Here is a 17,340-nt window from a genome sequence, read left to right on the forward strand (position 1 = left end):
ATCTAAGTAACCCTGAGCCACTTCTGTTGACTAAAAGCCATGAGCTCCTATTTCCGTTGATCAGAGTCAAGCGGTATTTCGACAGCAATGGCGGTTGCTTCTCCACCACCAATACACAACGATGCTACACCTCGCATCACCGTCTTATTATTGGCATTCCCTTCAACACCCAAAGCTTGAAGCTGGCGCAGACTGTGAATGAGTGTGACTAAGATTCGAGCACCACTGGCACCAATGGGGTGACCAAGTGCACAGCTCCCCCCTTTGATGTTGACTTTGTTTTGATCGAGGCTTAACTGGCGAACAGCAATTTGGGTAACCACTGCAAAGGCTTCGTTGATTTCCCAAAGATCCACTTCATCCACCGACCAGTCGAGCTGTGAGAGTAATTGCTCAATTGCAAATACAGGTGCAAGGGTAAATTCTGAAGGCTTTCTTGCATGTGTCGAGTAACCCTTAATGACTGCTAATGGCGTTAAGCCTTTATGACGGGCGCTTTCTTCATCCATAAGTACGAGCGCAGCCGCACCATCTGAAATCGCGCTGGAATTCGCCGCCGTGATGGTCCCAAGAGAGTCGAAAGCCGGCTTAAGCTTAGGGATTTTTTCGAGTTTGATTGAGCGTGGATGCTCATCGTAATCCAGAGTCAAAGAGGCAATTGGTGTAGTTACGTCGATCGGAGAGATTTCATCATCAAACAAACGCTGCTCTTGTGCATCTAGCGCACGTTTGGCAGACATCATCGCCCATTCATCCATTTGCTCTCGCGTGAACTCAGAGTGATCGGCCGTCTGCTGAGCATACACGCCCATTAAATGCCCTTCATAAGCGTCTTGCAAACCATCAAGAAACATATGGTCATACGTCGATTTGTGCCCCATACGCATACCATTCCTTGCTTCTTTGAGTAAATATGGCGCATTGGTCATACTTTCCATACCACCAGCGATAGCAGTATTGATCGAACCCGCTTTAATCAGATCGCTTGCCAGCATGACGCTCTTCATGCCTGAACCACAAACTTTGTTGATCGTCGTACAGGCGGTGGTGTGTGGTAAGCCGGCTCCCAAAGCCGCTTGCCTAGCGGGAGCTTGACCACAGCCCGCTGCTAAAACACAACCCATGTAGACTTCATCCACCGATTTAATACCACATGCTTTTAAAGTTGCCTTAATCGCCAATGCACCTAACTGCGGCGCAGAGTAGCTTCGTAATTGACCTTGAAATCGCCCAATTGGCGTTCTCTTGGCGCTGACAATCCAGATGTCGTTTCTCATGATGCCGTCCTTATTGACGATAATTCACCGATCACGAACTCATCCCTCACACCTGCTACCACGGGCTTCCACATATTTTGCATGGTAGCTCCAGCCTCTTATAAAGCGACGAACTTTCGCACTGTGATTTCTTGACGTTTACGTAAGCATAGCACTAACATTTACGTCAACGTTAACAAACAACTTTATAACAATTAAATTTTAAACTCAGGTAAAGGAAGCGCCTTTCGCTTAAACAAGCATGACGTAATTTGCAGCAACTGCATTTTTAATTAGGGGAAGTGTCCGGTGGAAAAATACAAGATTAGTGACCTAGCGAAGGAGTTCGACATCACGACTCGGAGTATCCGATTTTATGAGGATGTAGGGCTAATTGAACCAGAGCGCAAAGGCAACATTCGTGTCTATCAGCGCCGAGATAAAACGCGTCTCAAACTGATTTTACGTGGCAAGCGTTTAGGCTTTTCCCTTGCAGAAATTCGCGAATTATTTGAGCTTTACGACACACAACAGACAGACAGTCAACTGATTAAAATGCTCACCATCATCGATGAGAAACAAGCGCATCTACAGCAACAACTGGACGATATTGGTGTTGTCATGGCCGAACTCAACGCCGCTAAAGAACGATGTCAACAGGCACTAAACCGATAACAAGACAAAAAAACAGACCCTTAAATTTGCCCAAGCAAGCAGTATAACTCTCACCTCTTTCGTACTTAAAACAGGGAAACGTTATGAAGACAAGCTACACCCCATTAAGTTTTGGGCTTGGTGAAACCATCGATATGCTCCGCGATCACGTGAATGCCTTTTCGTCCGAGCACATCGCCCCTATCGCTGCCAATATCGACCACTACAATCAATTTCCTAATCACCTTTGGCCTCTATTTGGAGAAATGGGCTTGCTTGGCGTAACGGTAAGTGAAGCGTTCGGCGGCGCAGGAATGGGCTATCTCGCTCATGTTGTGGCAATGGAAGAGATCAGCCGCGCGTCTGCCTCCGTTGGGTTGAGTTACGGCGCTCACTCCAACCTTTGTGTTAACCAAATCTACCGAAACGGAACTCAAACCCAACGCGAGAAGTACCTGCCAAAACTGATTGACGGTACTCATATTGGCGCACTAGCGATGAGTGAGCCGAACTCCGGCTCTGATGTGGTCAGCATGCAATTGCGAGCAGAAGACAAAGGCGATCACTTCCTGCTTAATGGTACTAAAATGTGGATCACTAACGGGCCTGATGCCGATACCTTCGTCGTTTACGCTAAAACGGACCCAAGTGCAAAGTCACGAGGTCTCTCTGCGTTTATTATTGAGCGTAATTTTGCAGGTTTTAGTCATGCACAAAAGCTCGAGAAGCTTGGCATGCGTGGTTCAAACACATGTGAATTAATATTCAAAAACTGCAGAGTACCGAAAGAAAACGTACTTGGAGACGTCAATCAAGGTATCAAAGTTCTCATGAGTGGTCTCGATTACGAACGAGTCGTCCTCGCGGCAGGCCCACTCGGCATTATGCAAGCCTGTATGGATGAGGTTATCCCCTACGTTCACGAACGAAAACAGTTTGGCAAATCCATTGGTGAGTTCCAATTGGTGCAAGGCAAACTCGCAGACATGTACTCACGCATGAATGCCGCGAAAGCGTATGTCTATACCGTTGCAGCGGCGTGCGACCGAGGCGAATGCACTCGAAAGGATGCCGCTGGAGTAATCCTATATAGCGCAGAATTGGCGACGCAAATGGCTTTAGACGCCATTCAATTGCTAGGTGGCAATGGTTACGTCAACGAATACGCGACAGGACGATTACTGCGAGACGCCAAGTTGTACGAAATTGGTGCCGGAACCTCGGAAATACGTCGAATGCTGATTGGTCGTGAACTGTTTGAAGAGTCTCGTTAATCCTCCAACAAGGAAATCTCCATGGCCATCATTAAAAGTAAAACCAAGCCAATGAGTGAGTTGTTTCAGTCTAACAAAATCGTCATGACTGAGTTGGTGAAAAACCTCAATGCAAACATCGAAATCATCAAACAAGGTGGCGGCAACAAAGCGATCGAACGTCAAAGATTAAAAGGAAAATTGCCCGTTCGTGAACGTTTGGCGTGCTTGCTCGACGATGACAGTGAATTTCTAGAAATTGGTCAATTCGCCGCATGGCAAGTGTACGATGAATCGATCCCCTGCGCCGGCGTGGTTGCTGGCATTGGCACCATCGAGGGCATTCAATGTATGGTGATTGCCAACGACCCTTCGGTCAAGGGCGGGACGTATTATCCACTCACGGTGAAAAAACATTTACGTGCTCAAGAAATTGCACAGCGTTGCCAGTTACCTTGCGTGTACTTGGTCGACTCAGGCGGGGCAAATCTCCCATACCAAGCGGAGGTTTTTCCTGATAGAGACCATTTTGGACGCATCTTCTTCAATCAGGCCAGAATGTCCGCCAAAGGCATTCCGCAAGTTGCCGTCGTGATGGGGCTTTGCACCGCAGGCGGAGCCTATGTGCCAGCCATGGCCGACGTATCGATTATGGTGAAACAACAAGGCACCATCTTTTTAGCTGGCCCACCTCTGGTCAAAGCGGCGACTGGAGAGGTGGTAAGCGAAGAAGAGCTTGGCGGTGCTGATGTCCATTGCCGTAAATCGGGTGTGGCCGACTATTACGCCGATAATGACAAGCATGCTTTACAACTTGCTAGAGAAGCGATTTCAAACAGCAACCAACCGAGCCCTGTCGTCTGTAATAAAACCATTTTACCTCCTCGCTACGACGCCAAAGAGATGTACGGGATCGTCAATGCGAACCTTCGTCTCACTTTTGATGTTAGAGAGATCATTGCGCGCATCGTGGATGACTCCGACTTTGACGAGTTCAAAGCACTATATGGAAAAACGTTAGTGTGCGGATTTGCGAGGCTTCATGGCCACCTGATTGGGATTGTGGCCAATAATGGCATCTTATTCTCAGAATCATCACAAAAAGGAACGCACTTTATCGAACTGTGTGCCAAACGTAAAATTCCCCTCCTGTTTCTCCAAAACATTACCGGGTTCATGGTCGGTAAAAAACTCGAGGCGGAGGGTATTGCTAAACACGGTGCAAAGCTGGTAATGGCGGTGGCATGTGCCGATGTACCTAAATTTACTGTCATCATCGGTGGTTCCTATGGTGCAGGAAATTATGGCATGTGCGGACGAGCCTATGACCCCACCATGATGTGGATGTGGCCAAATGCACGTATCTCGGTGATGGGGGGAGAGCAAGCGGCAGGCGTACTCACCAAAGTTCGAAGAGAAGTAAAAAAGCGCCAAGGTGAAGTTTGGCCTGAACAAGAAGAAAGGACATTTCGAGAATCTATCTTAGACTTGTATGAGTCTCAGGGGCATCCCTACTATGCCAGTGCACGATTATGGGATGACGGCATTATTGACCCTAAGGAGACACGTCATGTACTGGCGCAAGCATTGAAAGCCACGCTCAATGCGCCAATTCCTGACAGTGAATTTGGTATATTCAGAATGTAAATGGGAAGGACACGCTATGCAGGAGCTACAACCTAGCATCACACCAAATGCAAACCGACAAAATGATGTACTTTGGCACGTTGATAAACATGGTGTTGCGACATTGACTCTCAACCGTACCGATAAACACAACGCCTTTGATGCCTGCATGATCGACTTGCTGATCCACCGTCTCGACTACCTTGCTCTGCGTACCGATGTTCGCTGCTTAGTCTTGCGTGGCAGTGGAAAACACTTCTCGTCCGGTGCTGATCTTAATTGGATGAAGTCTATGGCAACCAGTACACGAAAACAAAACCTCGATGATGCGACGAACCTTGCCAGGCTGATGCACACACTCGATTCGTTTCCCCAGCCAACGCTAGCCGTCGTTCAAGGCTCTGCATTCGGGGGGGCATTGGGGTTAATTTGCTGCTGTGATATCGCCATTGCCGCAGACGATACTCAGTTTTGTCTAAGTGAAGTGAAATTGGGTTTGGTCCCCGCAACGATAGCACCATACGTAATGCGTGCGATGGGGAATCGGCAAGCACGTCGCTACATTCTTAGCGCAGAGGTGATCAGTGCCCACAACGCTGAAAAGTTCGGCATCATACATGAAGTACATAAATTGGATAAGATTGACGATACCATTGACACGCTTATAGACTCACTGCTTCTGAATAGCCCCGACGCCATGCGCAAAGCCAAAGCCCTCTGTCATCAATGCCACCAGAACCCAATCGACGCAGACCTTATCCACTACACCAGCCAATTGATCGCAGATGTTCGCGTTTCTCCCCAAGGGCAAGATGGCTTGCAAGCGTTTCTAGAAAAACAGACTCCAAGCTGGGTAACGAAGCCCTCTAAGGATGCACGATGATACTGCCCCGTAAAGTAAATATCGTAGAAGTTGGCGCCAGAGATGGATTGCAAAATGAAGAGCCAGTTTCAACCCATACCAAAATCCGATTAATCAACCTTCTATCTGATACGGGTTTGACGCACATTGAGGCGGGAGCGTTTGTTTCTCCAAAATGGGTACCTCAAATGGCGGACTCACTTGAAGTAATGAACGCGATTACTCGCCGTGGCAATGTCATATATTCGGCACTCACTCCCAACTTTAAAGGTCTTGAGCAAGCATTAAAAGCGGGTGCAAACCAAGTCGCGATTTTTACCTCTTGCTCGGAAGGGTTTTGCCAACATAATATCAATTGTTCCATTACAGAAAGCCTGAAGCGATTCGAACCTATCATGGAAATGGCGACCAAGCAAAATATCCCTGTGAGGGGATACCTCTCGTGTGTTATCGATTGCCCATATGATGGCCCTACCCGCCCAAATCAAGTCGCCAAAGTGGCAAAAGCATTAATCGACTTAGGCTGCTATCAGGTATCACTGGGGGATACCATCGGAACTGGCACCCCAAAAGGCGTTGCCCATATGTTAGAAACCGCGCAAGCCGTCATTCCAACTCACCAGTTGGCCGTTCATTTCCACGATACGTGGGGACAAGCATTGGCAAATATCTACCAAGCGTTAACCATGGGCATTGATACTATTGATAGCAGTGTTGCTGGGCTTGGTGGCTGCCCATACGCTCATGGTGCTTCTGGGAATGTAGCGACTGAAGATGTACTTTATCTCTGTCAAGGTTTAGGAATAGAAACGGGTGTCGATTTGGAGTTATTGGCGAAGGCCGGATGGATGATCAGTGAAGAGCTTAACCGCCAGCCAACGTCTAAAGTGTCGTTGGTTTTGCGGCGTCGCAGCGATTCCTACACCTCATAATTATCCTTAATACCGATATCAAAGTGTAATGGCATTCGCCACTTCAATATGGACAGGTACCCCATGATCACCCCAGCAATCAACAAGGAGAGCGCGGCAAAAGTGGATAACTCATACCAAATAGAAAATGTTGCGATGGCGAGTAAAACTGGGACGAGCTTTAATCCCGGAACTTTAAAGCAGAACGATTCTTTCAAGGCGATGCCAGAAAACGTCACGAAGATAAAACCTAATGCCAGCCAAACGAGGCTCCGTTCAAAATCACTCGCCAACAAAACAAGCCCAATCCACGAAGACCAACAGATCACGACTCGTACACGTTTACTGTAAATATGAACATTGGCAGCGGACAATGCACCGGCAACACAAATACCAGTGATGGTCCATTGGTAACCTTGTAAAAAAGCACCATAAACAACCATAGAAAGCGCCATCAAGGTCAACGCAAATAAACTAATACCTAGGCGATATAAACATACGCTGAGTTTATCCAGAGAATCGAGCGTTTCTTGATGTTCAATATTTGCCATGCTCTATTGCCTTACTAATCCGCATTGACCTTCTTCGGTTCGCTTTTCTTCGTAAAGTCACTTGCCAAGAACTGCAGAGTACTAATGCATTTCAAAAACCAAAGTGCTTAAATTAAGGATACCCACCTCTCCCACTAATGCCACTTCTATCGGCCAACGCTAAAACTGAATTTACCGCCTGTCCGATAAACAATCAGCGAAAATAAGATGAGTGCGCAACCGACTAGCTTCTTTGCCGTCAACACCTCACCGTACCAAGAAACACTGAGCATCACCGTCCAAACTGGTTCTAGGATCATAATGAATGCGGCGTTTCCTGCCTGCACAAATTTTTGTCCCATGGTCTGCATCACATCGCGCAAACTGGTGGCTAACAATGTACTAAGCGCAAACCAAACCCAAATCGAGGAATCAACCTCTGTTGGCCGAGACTCCAAACAGAACGAAACGAACAGTCCCAAACGGCGATGGGCAGCGACACCCAAAATATCCTTTGAGGACGCTGACGAAATTACGCCCATGCAACAATCGGAACAAACAACATCGACAAACTCATGATGAACGCCCCTTCACCGAGAGTATCACTGACCGAAATGGCATATATCCAGGTCATCATCAGTAAGCCGACACCACTTGCTGACAGCACGTCTTTCACGTTCGCAGTAAGGAGCGGCCTGATACACAAAGGCAGTAAACAGATTGAAGCGATGGTAAATCGCAATCCAATAAATCCAAAAGGTGGAAGCCCCTGAATCGTTTCTTTGGAAAAATCCAGCCGAGTGCGGCGATCATCGTTGTTGCGACAAGCACAAGTGCCGCTTTGCGTTCAGAGTTGAGCATAATGACTTACGAAAAAAAGCCCTTTCCAAGCGGAAAGGGCTTTGACTTAGTTCCCAAAATTTTTGCCGTTTTACAGCAGTTCTACCGACTGTTGAGCGATAACCCACTCTTCATTGGTAGGAATAACCAGTGCTTTCGCACCAAGTAACTCAGATGTAGCAACAACACCTGCGTTGCCAAAGCGTGCTTCTTCGTTACCTTTCACATCTTCAACAAAACCCAACAATTTTAGGTTTTTCAGAATTTCGCGACGAATTGGCAGAGAGTTCTCGCCGATGCCGCCAGTGAAGATGATGCCATCGAATGAATCAAGGGCAGCAAGGTAAGAAGCAATGTATTTAGATACACGGTATGTAAACACTTGGAATGCTAGCGTCGCGCCTTCGTGCCCCTCTTCCATCGCTTCCAAAATACCGCGAGCATCACTTGTTAGGCCAGAAACACCTAAGAAGCCTGAAGCTTTGTTCAATGAACCAAATACTTTCTCTTGAGACCAACCTTTTTTCAGTAGGAACTCAATAATGCCTGGGTCCAGGTCACCACAACGTGTCCCCATCATTAGACCTGACAGTGGGGTAAAGCCCATAGACGTATCTACAGATTCACCTTTATTAATTGCACAAACAGAAGCACCGTTACCTAGGTGTACCGAGATGAAGCTTGATTCTTCAACGGGTTTGTTCAACATCTTCGCAGCTTCACGGCTTACGAAGTAGTGACTAGTACCGTGGAAACCGTATCGACGAATGCCGAAGTCTGTGTATAGCTCTTTCGCAATTGCACCTGTGAATGCGCGCTGAGGCATCGTTTGGTGGAAGGCAGTATCGAATACAGCAAACTGAGGAAGGGTTGGAAACGCTTCGATAGCAGCACGAATACCAATAGCACCTGCAGGGTTATGTAGTGGAGCAAGATCGGCAAGTTTTTCAATTTCTGCTGTAACTTCTTCAGTAATGCGAACTGTCTTTGTGAATTTCTCACCGCCGTGAACGATACGGTGACCCACCGCTACGATGTCTTTAGCTAGGCCAAATTCTTCGGTTAAATCAACCAGCTTACCAATAGCAATTTTATGATGGCTATCGTCGCCTTCGATTGCGATTTCTGTTTTTTCACCGTTGAATTTCCAACTCATACGAGCGTCTGACAGACCAAAGCATTCGCCTAAACCACTTAGCACAGCATCGCCAGAAGTTGAATCGATAACTGCAAATTTTAGTGATGAGCTACCAGAGTTGATCACCAGTACAAACGAATTAGACATGAAATAGTTTTCCTGTTGTGGAGCAGAGGTTGTGATTGCGCTGATGCGCTGTGTGCTTCTTGTTTGCGGCCCTATTATTCAATAATTTTTTAATCTTTCAACTATCTTTTAGCATAGACCTCTGACTTGAGTAAGTTTAGTTGATCTACAACAAGTTTGGATTTTATTTGAAGATGAAAAAAAAAGAGTTGTTACAACAAAAGTGGTATTAATAAGTCTTTTCAAAACCAAAAGTATGCGCTAAGTTGTTTATGTCAACTGTATGAATTTTATATAAATAAAACTAATGGAATAGAGACGTGTCTGATTTTGCATTTATATTCGTGTCCATTGGGATGCTTTTACTATGTTGGGGCTGGATAAAAACTAAAAGTATATGCTCGAAAACTGATGTCTCTGGTTGGGGATGGCTGTTGCTGCTCATCACTGGTTTTATCGCCTCTTACGCACTTTACCTACATTCAATCACTAAAAAAGAGTTCGTCTCTTTGTTAGATATGGCCGTTTCTTTAAGTCTCTTCGGCGGCAGTATATTCGTAGTTCTGGTTCTCAAATGGAGCAACGACTCTATCAATGAGTTGCATAAGCTGGCTGACAAAGAAAAGCGTAACGCCACACATGATACCCTAACTGGGCTACCAAATCGGAAATATTGTTTTGATATCATTGACCAAAACATAAACGATACTAAGGCGTTTTCCGTCATTTTGTTTGATGTGGTCAACTTCAAGCAAGTTAACGATGCGATGGGACATAATTGCGGTGATCAACTTTTGGTTCAAATTGGCCAGCGATTGCAATCCGTTCTATCTAAAAAAGACAAAATATTCAGAGTGGGAGGTGACGAATTTGTGATTCTCACTGCCTTAAGTGTGCATCATGAGATTGCGAACTTAATTGAAAAACTCGACGCAACGCTGTCCAAGAAGTTTTCAATCGATGAGTTTGAATTCTCTTCAAGCGCCGTTTTTGGTGTCAGTACTTTTCCTAACGACTCAGAGAAAAGCGACTCTCTGATAAAACGAGCAGACATCGCAATGTATTGTGCAAAAAACGATGGGAAACTGTTCTCTTTTTATCACGAAGACATGAATGTCGGCGCCAAATACCAACTTGAAATATCATCTCGTATTCAATCCGCATTGGATAAAAAAGAGTTCAAATTGTACTACCAGCCTTTAATCGATGCGAACTCAAATCTCGTGGTGGGATTTGAAGCCGTGATTCGGTGGAAAGATACTAGTGGGAATATCATTTTTTCGCCGGACGATTTCATTCCTATTGCTGAGCGCAGTAACCAAGTCAACTACATTACCATGTGGGTCATCGGTCAGGTTGAGAAAGACCTAAATGAACTTTTCAAATATGACATTCAGTTACCTGTGCATATTAACTTATCGGCCAAAGACCTCTCCTCAAACTTGCTGTTCTCCCGTCTAGACAAACTGCTCTCCGACAACCCTGCATTTTCTTCCCTAATCAATTTAGAAATTACAGAAACAATGGCAATTGATCGCCTGTCGGAACTCACTCCGTTGATTGATAAGATCAAATCATTAGGCATCAAAATTAGTCTGGATGATTTTGGAACCGGCTATTCATCGCTCTCGTTACTGAGAGATCTTCCCGTTGATCAAATTAAGATCGATCGCTCGTTTCTAAACTCAGCTAGCCGGACAACTGGCTCACGTTCAATCGTAGAAAATACCATCGCATTAGCTCATGGCCTAGGGTATTCCGTGGTAGCAGAAGGTGTTCAGGATATGGATACATTGCACTTTCTTCGTAGCAAAGGCTGCGACATCATCCAAGGCTACCTATTCAGCCCTGCCCTACCCTTGAATGAAGTGATTACTTGGGTGAATGAACACGATAACAAACAACGTAATATTTTAAGCGCATAGAAAAAGCCGAGCATTTCGCTCGGCTTTTTTATCAGTTCAATTCGCGAAAGCGCGAAATCAATTATGCGTCTTGTGTACGACGAGGACGGCTGTGACCACGTTCGCCACGGTGCGCACCACGGTGATCGCCACCACGGTTACGATCGAAACGACGTTCACCACCTTCGCGGTTACCCTCGCGGTTACCATCGCGGTTACCATCGCGGTTACCACGGTAGCCACCACCTTCACGACGCGCACCACCTTCGCGGTTACCATCACGATTGCCACGGAAGCCACCTTCACGACGACCGCCATCGCGACGACCACCGTCACGGCGACCACCACGAGACTCACGGAAGTCATCGAAATCACATACTACAGCACCAACATCTTGTTGACGGATACGTAGCTTACTTAGCTTAGTTGCCGCATCAGATGTCATTGCTTTTGGTAGCTGAACAAAAGTGTGACCTTGTGCTAGCTTGATTGCACCGATAGAACCTTTACCAAGACCTAGTTCGTTCGCTAGAGCACCAACGATGTCTTTAACTTGAACACCTTGCTCACGGCCAACTTGTAGTTGGTAAGTATCCCAATCTTGAGTATTAAAGCTGCGACCACCTTCACGACCACCTTCACGACCGCCTTCACGACGATCTTTACGACGTTGCTTATCACGCTCAATCGCTTCTACCATTGGGTCTTCACCAATATAGAATAGAGGACGTTTACCTTGCTGACGCTTAAGCAGCATAGCCGCTAGCATTGCTGGGTCAATTTCTAGAGAAGTTTGTAGTTTCTCTACAAGTTCAGCAAACTTATCGAGTGCTTTGTGCTCTTTCTCAGCTTCTAGCTCAGCCGCTAGCTTGCTTAGACGAGCTTCTGCAACTTGGTCACGTAGAGGAAGTTGGATTTCTTCCATAGATGACTTAGTTACACGCTCGATAGTGCGAAGCATACGGATTTGGTTAGTACGAACGAGAAGGATAGCTTTACCTTTACGTCCAGCACGACCTGTACGACCGATACGGTGGATGTAAGACTCAACATCGAATGGGATGTCGTAGTTAAATACGTGTGTAATACGTGGAACGTCAAGACCACGTGCAACAACGTCAGTTGCAACTAGGATGTCGATAACACCTTGTTTGATGTGATCAACAGTACGCTCACGTAGAGACTGAGGAATATCACCGTGCAGAGCCGCAGCTTTAAAGCCACGTGCAGATAGCCAATCAGCTAGGCGCTCGGTATCTTGACGTGTACGTACGAATACGATTGACGCGTCAGTTTCTTCAGTTTCAAGAAGACGAGACATTGCTTCATCTTTCTCTACACCTTTTACTACCCAGAACTGCTGTTGAACTTTGTCTACAGTGTGGTTCTTACCTGCTACGTCAACAGTGATAGGATCACGTAGGAAACGCTCTACAATGTTTTTCAGCATTGGCGGCATTGTTGCAGAGAACAATACACGTTGTGCAGAAGATGGAGCGTGTTCCATGATATTCGTTACGTCGTCAACGAAACCCATGTTTAGCATTTCGTCTGCTTCATCTAGTACGAATGTGTGTACTTCGTCTAGGTGTAGACGTTCACGGTTGATAAGGTCTTGAACACGGCCAGGTGTACCAACAATAACGTGAGCACCGTTTTTCAGTGCACGCATTTGATCTACGATAGAAGCACCACCGTAAATCTCTAGAACTTTAAGACCTTGGATGTTTTTACCAAGGTTTTTCATTTCAGCCGCAACCTGAATCGCTAGCTCACGAGTTGGAGCAAGTACGATAGCTTGTGGTTTACGTTGATTAAGATCTAGCTTGTTTAGCAGAGGCAGAGAGAACGCTGCCGTTTTACCTGTACCCGTTTGTGCCTTGCCCAGCGCGTCAGCACCTTCCAATAGGTGAGGGATTGCCGCAGCCTGAATTGGAGTTGGTGACACGAAACCCATTCCGTCTAGAGCAGAAAGGATAGAATCATTCAGTGACAAATCACTGAACTGAATAACAGAATCTTGCATTGGGATCCTACTTAATTTAACAAAAAAACAGTCCCATATGCTCTTCTAATTCGATACTGATTCTTCCAGATACTAAATCCATTCAGATAGGAATTAGCACAGTACTCAACCGCGATAAGCCATTAGGGACGACTAAGGGAGGCGGATTATTCCCTAAATGCATAAAAAAAGCCAGAAAAAATTGAATTACATCACAATTTATTTCATAAACGGTATAATATGCATAATTTTCCACCTCTCCACCCATTTTAAAGAAAAAAGCACACCGCAACACGTGACTATTTCATATAGAATTCACATCGAAATTGCGTGCTATAAGTAGTAATAATAGCTCGCAATGAGTATCGTGCGTGCAGTTCCATTGGTAAGTTAAGAAAAGATGTTTCAAATGCCCATCGCGTATAACAGAAGATATGTTCACCATGCGGATCATTTTTACACAAGGTTAACGCAACAGACTTTGTTTCACCACTACGACCCGAACGCTGCAAACAATTCTCTGGGTTAGGTGGCACATTAATCATTGCAACCACAGAGATGCCAGCAATATTCCCCCTATTTCTATGGCGATCGAACAACTCAGTACATTAATGGTATCCATTTTAAACTTGTCTTCAAGTCACGCAGCAACGCCGCTGGCAATTGTGCAGAATGCGCTGCCAATCCAAATAATATCAGCCCCCCCCCTTCCATAGCGACATTAGAGGGCTTGGCTTTGCCGAGAAACTCTTTCATTTTCTTGTGACTTCGAGGCTTATTGGATAGCAGCTCACCATGAATGCTGATATGACAGGCTTGATTGTTGAGTCAATAGCGATAACGTAACTAGTCAACATATTGGCACCCTCAGATTTAGTTTCACTCTGCTAAATTTAATTTGGCAAAGCGAGTGAATTCCATACATCTTTCTAGAAACAACTTGGCTATCTTGCAAGAAAATCTCAGGTATCCCTATTTTTCTTCATACCTAGAGAGTGTCTTTAACATTGGGATCTTCTTCAGGTTTTGCCCTATCTGAAAAGCAGCTCGCTGGATCTTTACCATGCATTGCGCTATGAATAGTTAACAGTGATTTATCGAAACCAAGAAGGTAAAAGGCGGTCTGATTAACTATGGTGATTTTTATCGAACGTAATCACGAATTGTCACACATCCAGGCTAGAAATGTTGCCGAACAAGTAGCCAATGAACTGGAGCAGGAATTTGGCCTGCTCTGGCACTGGGACGAAGAACACCTGCACTTTCAGCACCATTCTGCCCGTGGGTGGTTGTTAGCAACTTCCGGTAAACTGAGCTTAAATATCCGCCTCGGCTTTGCCGCCAGCCTGTTTGCATACTCCATCGAACAACATATTTCCCTGCGCCTAGACGAACTGCTCGGCTAGCCCCCATGAAAAATTGATCCAGCACAAATCCCATCAAGATTTTTTCGATTTTATTGTGCGCTGACTAGCTATTAGAAAGCTGACTCTAACTTCTCTACCTATCATGAAACTGGAATGAGAATTCAGTCTTATTCATTTTAAGGAGGGAAAGATGGGGATCTTCTCACGCAGCGCAGCCGACGATGAAAAAAGCATCGAAAGCATGCGCGAAACTATGATGTATAATATCTGGCTAGCCGGACTCGGCGCCTATGCCAAGAGTGCCGAGGAGGTCAACGAGATCTCAGGCCGCGGCCGCTCGGTATTCGAAGACCTGCTCGAGCGCGGACGCGCCATCGAAAAACAGCAGAAAGAGCGTGCATATACCAGCCACAGCCGAGCCGCCGTGGCAATGGAAGAGCGACTGCATCAAATGGTGCAGAAACTTACCGGTGTCGACAGCGACAAGCTGAACCAAGTTGATGACAAGCTTGACAGACTGACCGAACAAGTCGAACTGTTGCTCAAACAGAGCCAGGATCCGGAAGAAAGCTCGCCTGCTGCGATTAGCGCTGCAGATACTGCAGCTAAAGCGTCACCTGCCATACCGGCTGTTAAAACCACCAAGGCTAAGCCGCGCACAACCTCAGGTGTAGCAAGGCGAAAAGCTCCGGTTAGCAAGGAAAAAGCCACTCATTCACCGGAACATAAGCCAAAAACGGCAACAACCGAAAAAGCGGAATAACCCGACACACCAGTTCATTGGGAGGACATCATGAGCAAATTGAGCACAGTTGACCAAACCGCCACTCAAATCATTGAAAGCGGTGAGTCTATGACACGCAACATCTGGCTAGCCGGGCTGGGCATGTATAGCCGCAGTGTCGAAGAAGCCCAGTCTATTAACCAGAAAACCAACCGCATGTTTGACGAACTGGTAGAGCGTGGCAAAGAAGTAGAACAGGCTGCGAAAGACAAGATCGATCTAACTCGCGATAAAACCGCCGATCATCTTGAAGACCAGATGAACGACGTAATGTATCGCGTTAGCGGTATCGACCGGAGCAAACTTGATCGGTTAGATGAAAAAATCGAAAAGCTAACCACCATCGTGGAAGCAATGTTGGAACAGCAAGCGAAAAAATAGTCAGCAACTTGCTGGTAAACAGGTGGGGGGCAGCCCCCACCCTTTTTCATTTGAATAATAATCTGGGGCGGCAGGTGTCTATGAATCAACTCTCTCTTATCGATCTTGCGTTTGTATTGTTTGAATCTGGTGACACACCGATGCATGTCACTGGATTAGTCCATCTGCAGCCACCAACAGATACCGAGAGCGCAGAATTCGCATGTGACTTGTACAGCCAGCTGCTCTCTTATACCGAGGTCAAATCACCGTTCAACTGGCGCTTGAACCTGTCGTTGACCGAATGGCCAAACTGGCAGGAAGTCCCGAACGTGGATATCACCCAACATGTTCATTTATCGATGCTGCCTCAACCAGGTAGCCGTGAACAACTTCTGGATCTGGTGGGAAGGATCCACAGTCATCAACTGGATCGCTTCCGACCATTGTGGGAAATGTGGGTGATTGGTGGCCTAGAGAACAACCAGGTGGTGATCTGCCTCAAGGTGCACCACGCCATTGCCGATGGTATGAAAGTCGGCAAACTTTTTGATTTCTGCACATCACAGGACCCTACTGAGCCGGGTACGCCATTCTGGCAGCAGGATCTGGGGAAATCGCACAAGCGTCAGCAGGAAGAAAGTCAGCAGCTAATCACCCAGTTGTTTGGCTCGGTCGGTGAACTGAGACGTCAACTCAGTGCATCACTGGGCTTGATCAGCCTGAGCACAGGTATGCTATCGAAGCTATTTTGCGGCAAACGACCCAATCTAAAAATCCCCTTTACCGCACCCAAGACCCCATTCAACCAGAAGCATCACAAATCGCGTGCGGTTGGCCTGGGCCGGCTACCTATCAGCCAGTTTCGCCAAATCAGCCGCCTCACCGGCGCATCACTGAACGACGTGATGCTATGCGTGTGTGATATTGCGTTGAACCGCCACCTGCAGGATCACCGTTTGTGTCTTGAGAAGCCCCTCGTTGCGCTGATGCCGATTGACCTGCGGGAAGAGGGTGCGATCAAAAAAGGTGGCAACAAGTTCGCGGTTGGCTTGGTTGAACTGGGTCATGCCCTAGATACGCCGACTAGGCGCTTGGCAGCGATCCAACAGTCGACCCACAATGTGAAGCACCAGGCGCAGGAGGTGTCACCCGGGGGGTATACCAATTATTCGATTCTGGTCAACGGGCTGGCATTGTTAGGCGGCAAACTGAATATCAACCACGTGGTACCGCCAGCCACTAACCTGATCATCTCCAATGTGCCAGGACCAGTGCAGCGGCGCTATTTCTTCGGCGCCGAAGTGCAGGAATGCTATCCGCTGTCTCTGCTGATCCCAGGCCAGACTATTAACATCACCATGTTCGGTTACGATGACCACCTGCATTTCGGACTGGTCAGTTGCCCGTCTAACTTGCCCCATGTCGAGAAAATTCCCGACTACCTGGAAGAGGCACTGGCGTCCCTCGAGCAGGACGTGATGGATACCGCGATGTCTGCGGTGAATGGCGGACTGTTCAACCCCTTGGCCGACGATCATTCACAAAACCTAGCATACGAGGTCGAGATGCTGCTTGCCGAACTGAAACAGTTCAAGGTATCCCCTCTTCCTCGGCAACACCGCAGGGTAAGCAGAAAAACCGAGCCAGCGAAGGAGTAAGACTAAAGGTCAGATCTGTTCATCTATACTATTGAGAAGATTGAAAGACTGCACGGGTTCCCC

General features: G+C 46.7%; 14 protein-coding genes and 2 pseudogenes. 10 read left to right on the forward strand and 6 right to left on the reverse strand.

Annotation, left to right across the window (positions count from 1 at the left end; genetic code table 11):
* Window positions 1-47: 47 nt before the first annotated feature.
* Window positions 48-1,277 carry a thiolase family protein gene (locus tag ACVA54_RS12225; RefSeq protein WP_099080774.1) on the reverse strand — a complete coding sequence of 410 codons (1,230 nt, stop codon included), beginning with the start codon at window positions 1,275-1,277 and terminating at the stop codon, window positions 48-50.
* Between the two features lie 288 nt (window positions 1,278-1,565).
* Between ACVA54_RS12225 and ACVA54_RS12230 the strand changes: the two genes are divergently transcribed.
* The 5 genes from ACVA54_RS12230 (at window position 1,566) to ACVA54_RS12250 (ending at window position 6,583) form a co-directional block, all read left to right on the forward strand.
* Window positions 1,566-1,931 carry a MerR family transcriptional regulator gene (locus ACVA54_RS12230; RefSeq protein WP_099080773.1) on the forward strand — a complete coding sequence of 122 codons (366 nt, stop codon included), beginning with the start codon at window positions 1,566-1,568 and terminating at the stop codon, window positions 1,929-1,931.
* Window positions 1,932-2,014: 83 nt separating this feature from the next.
* Complete coding sequence (locus ACVA54_RS12235) at window positions 2,015-3,184, forward strand: isovaleryl-CoA dehydrogenase (protein WP_119463948.1); 1,170 nt, start codon at window positions 2,015-2,017, stop codon at window positions 3,182-3,184.
* A 21-nt stretch (window positions 3,185-3,205) separates the two neighbouring features.
* A complete protein-coding gene (locus ACVA54_RS12240; protein WP_446643043.1) occupies window positions 3,206-4,810 on the forward strand; it encodes a carboxyl transferase domain-containing protein in 1,605 nt (534 codons plus the stop codon).
* Window positions 4,811-4,826: 16 nt separating this feature from the next.
* The gene (locus ACVA54_RS12245) at window positions 4,827-5,672 is read left to right on the forward strand and encodes an enoyl-CoA hydratase-related protein (RefSeq protein WP_446643044.1); all 846 of its coding nucleotides are present in this window, start codon (window positions 4,827-4,829) and stop codon (window positions 5,670-5,672) included.
* The gene (locus ACVA54_RS12250; protein ID WP_446649644.1) at window positions 5,669-6,583 is read left to right on the forward strand and encodes a hydroxymethylglutaryl-CoA lyase; all 915 of its coding nucleotides are present in this window, start codon (window positions 5,669-5,671) and stop codon (window positions 6,581-6,583) included. The genes ACVA54_RS12245 and ACVA54_RS12250 overlap by 4 nt, the downstream gene beginning before the upstream one ends.
* On the opposite strand, the gene ACVA54_RS12255 is transcribed toward ACVA54_RS12250, so the two are convergent.
* The 3 genes and pseudogenes from ACVA54_RS12255 to ACVA54_RS12265 all read right to left on the reverse strand — a co-directional run bounded on the left by ACVA54_RS12255 (window position 6,571) and on the right by ACVA54_RS12265 (window position 9,217).
* Entirely contained in the window at window positions 6,571-7,113 is a 543-nt protein-coding gene (locus tag ACVA54_RS12255; RefSeq protein ID WP_119463950.1) for a DUF2301 domain-containing membrane protein, read from the reverse strand. The genes ACVA54_RS12250 and ACVA54_RS12255 overlap by 13 nt on opposite strands.
* 146 nt (window positions 7,114-7,259) lie before the next feature.
* Window positions 7,260-7,953: pseudogene (locus ACVA54_RS12260) on the reverse strand (DMT family transporter).
* 70 nt (window positions 7,954-8,023) lie between these two features.
* Window positions 8,024-9,217, reverse strand: a complete 1,194-nt coding sequence (locus ACVA54_RS12265) for an acetate/propionate family kinase (RefSeq protein WP_099080767.1) — start codon at window positions 9,215-9,217, stop codon at window positions 8,024-8,026.
* A 335-nt stretch (window positions 9,218-9,552) separates the two neighbouring features.
* Between ACVA54_RS12265 and ACVA54_RS12270 the strand changes: the two genes are divergently transcribed.
* Window positions 9,553-11,121, forward strand: coding sequence for a putative bifunctional diguanylate cyclase/phosphodiesterase (locus tag ACVA54_RS12270; protein ID WP_119463989.1), 1,569 nt, complete (start codon window positions 9,553-9,555; stop codon window positions 11,119-11,121).
* 61 nt (window positions 11,122-11,182) lie between these two features.
* Here the strand turns inward: ACVA54_RS12270 and ACVA54_RS12275 are convergent, their stop codons facing one another.
* Window positions 11,183-13,126 (reverse strand): DEAD/DEAH box helicase, encoded by a 1,944-nt coding sequence (locus tag ACVA54_RS12275; protein WP_099080766.1) that lies wholly within the window; start codon window positions 13,124-13,126, stop codon window positions 11,183-11,185.
* Window positions 13,127-13,810: 684 nt separating this feature from the next.
* Window positions 13,811-13,962, reverse strand: a pseudogene (locus tag ACVA54_RS12280) (IS110 family transposase); the annotation flags it as partial.
* Between the two features lie 276 nt (window positions 13,963-14,238).
* On the opposite strand from ACVA54_RS12280, the gene ACVA54_RS12285 reads away from it, so the two are divergent.
* The 4 genes from ACVA54_RS12285 (at window position 14,239) to ACVA54_RS12300 (ending at window position 17,277) form a co-directional block, all read left to right on the forward strand.
* Complete coding sequence (locus ACVA54_RS12285) at window positions 14,239-14,511, forward strand: polyhydroxyalkanoic acid system family protein (RefSeq protein ID WP_446580246.1); 273 nt, start codon at window positions 14,239-14,241, stop codon at window positions 14,509-14,511.
* 151 nt (window positions 14,512-14,662) lie between these two features.
* Window positions 14,663-15,235 (forward strand): phasin family protein, encoded by a 573-nt coding sequence (locus ACVA54_RS12290; protein ID WP_446580248.1) that lies wholly within the window; start codon window positions 14,663-14,665, stop codon window positions 15,233-15,235.
* Between the two features lie 30 nt (window positions 15,236-15,265).
* Entirely contained in the window at window positions 15,266-15,637 is a 372-nt protein-coding gene (locus ACVA54_RS12295) for a phasin family protein (protein ID WP_253252712.1), read from the forward strand.
* 80 nt (window positions 15,638-15,717) lie between these two features.
* Window positions 15,718-17,277 carry a wax ester/triacylglycerol synthase family O-acyltransferase gene (locus tag ACVA54_RS12300; protein ID WP_099080762.1) on the forward strand — a complete coding sequence of 520 codons (1,560 nt, stop codon included), beginning with the start codon at window positions 15,718-15,720 and terminating at the stop codon, window positions 17,275-17,277.
* Window positions 17,278-17,340 lie beyond the last annotated feature (63 nt).

This window comes from Vibrio sp. PNB23_22_6, from assembly GCF_052877535.1.

What these genes read in the sequence shown, in the direction of transcription:
- ACVA54_RS12225 (WP_099080774.1), bottom strand. Translation starts at nt 1,277, where the DNA reads ATGAGAAACGACATCTGGATTGTCAGCGCCAAGAGAACGCCAATTGGG.
- ACVA54_RS12235 (WP_119463948.1), top strand. Translation starts at nt 2,015, where the DNA reads ATGAAGACAAGCTACACCCCATTAAGTTTTGGGCTTGGTGAAACCATC.
- ACVA54_RS12240 (WP_446643043.1), top strand. Translation starts at nt 3,206, where the DNA reads ATGGCCATCATTAAAAGTAAAACCAAGCCAATGAGTGAGTTGTTTCAG.
- ACVA54_RS12245 (WP_446643044.1), top strand. Translation starts at nt 4,827, where the DNA reads ATGCAGGAGCTACAACCTAGCATCACACCAAATGCAAACCGACAAAAT.
- ACVA54_RS12250 (WP_446649644.1), top strand. Translation starts at nt 5,669, where the DNA reads ATGATACTGCCCCGTAAAGTAAATATCGTAGAAGTTGGCGCCAGAGAT.
- ACVA54_RS12255 (WP_119463950.1), bottom strand. Translation starts at nt 7,113, where the DNA reads ATGGCAAATATTGAACATCAAGAAACGCTCGATTCTCTGGATAAACTC.
- ACVA54_RS12265 (WP_099080767.1), bottom strand. Translation starts at nt 9,217, where the DNA reads ATGTCTAATTCGTTTGTACTGGTGATCAACTCTGGTAGCTCATCACTA.
- ACVA54_RS12270 (WP_119463989.1), top strand. Translation starts at nt 9,553, where the DNA reads ATGCTTTTACTATGTTGGGGCTGGATAAAAACTAAAAGTATATGCTCG.
- ACVA54_RS12275 (WP_099080766.1), bottom strand. Translation starts at nt 13,126, where the DNA reads ATGCAAGATTCTGTTATTCAGTTCAGTGATTTGTCACTGAATGATTCT.
- ACVA54_RS12285 (WP_446580246.1), top strand. Translation starts at nt 14,239, where the DNA reads ATGGTGATTTTTATCGAACGTAATCACGAATTGTCACACATCCAGGCT.
- ACVA54_RS12290 (WP_446580248.1), top strand. Translation starts at nt 14,663, where the DNA reads ATGGGGATCTTCTCACGCAGCGCAGCCGACGATGAAAAAAGCATCGAA.
- ACVA54_RS12295 (WP_253252712.1), top strand. Translation starts at nt 15,266, where the DNA reads ATGAGCAAATTGAGCACAGTTGACCAAACCGCCACTCAAATCATTGAA.
- ACVA54_RS12300 (WP_099080762.1), top strand. Translation starts at nt 15,718, where the DNA reads ATGAATCAACTCTCTCTTATCGATCTTGCGTTTGTATTGTTTGAATCT.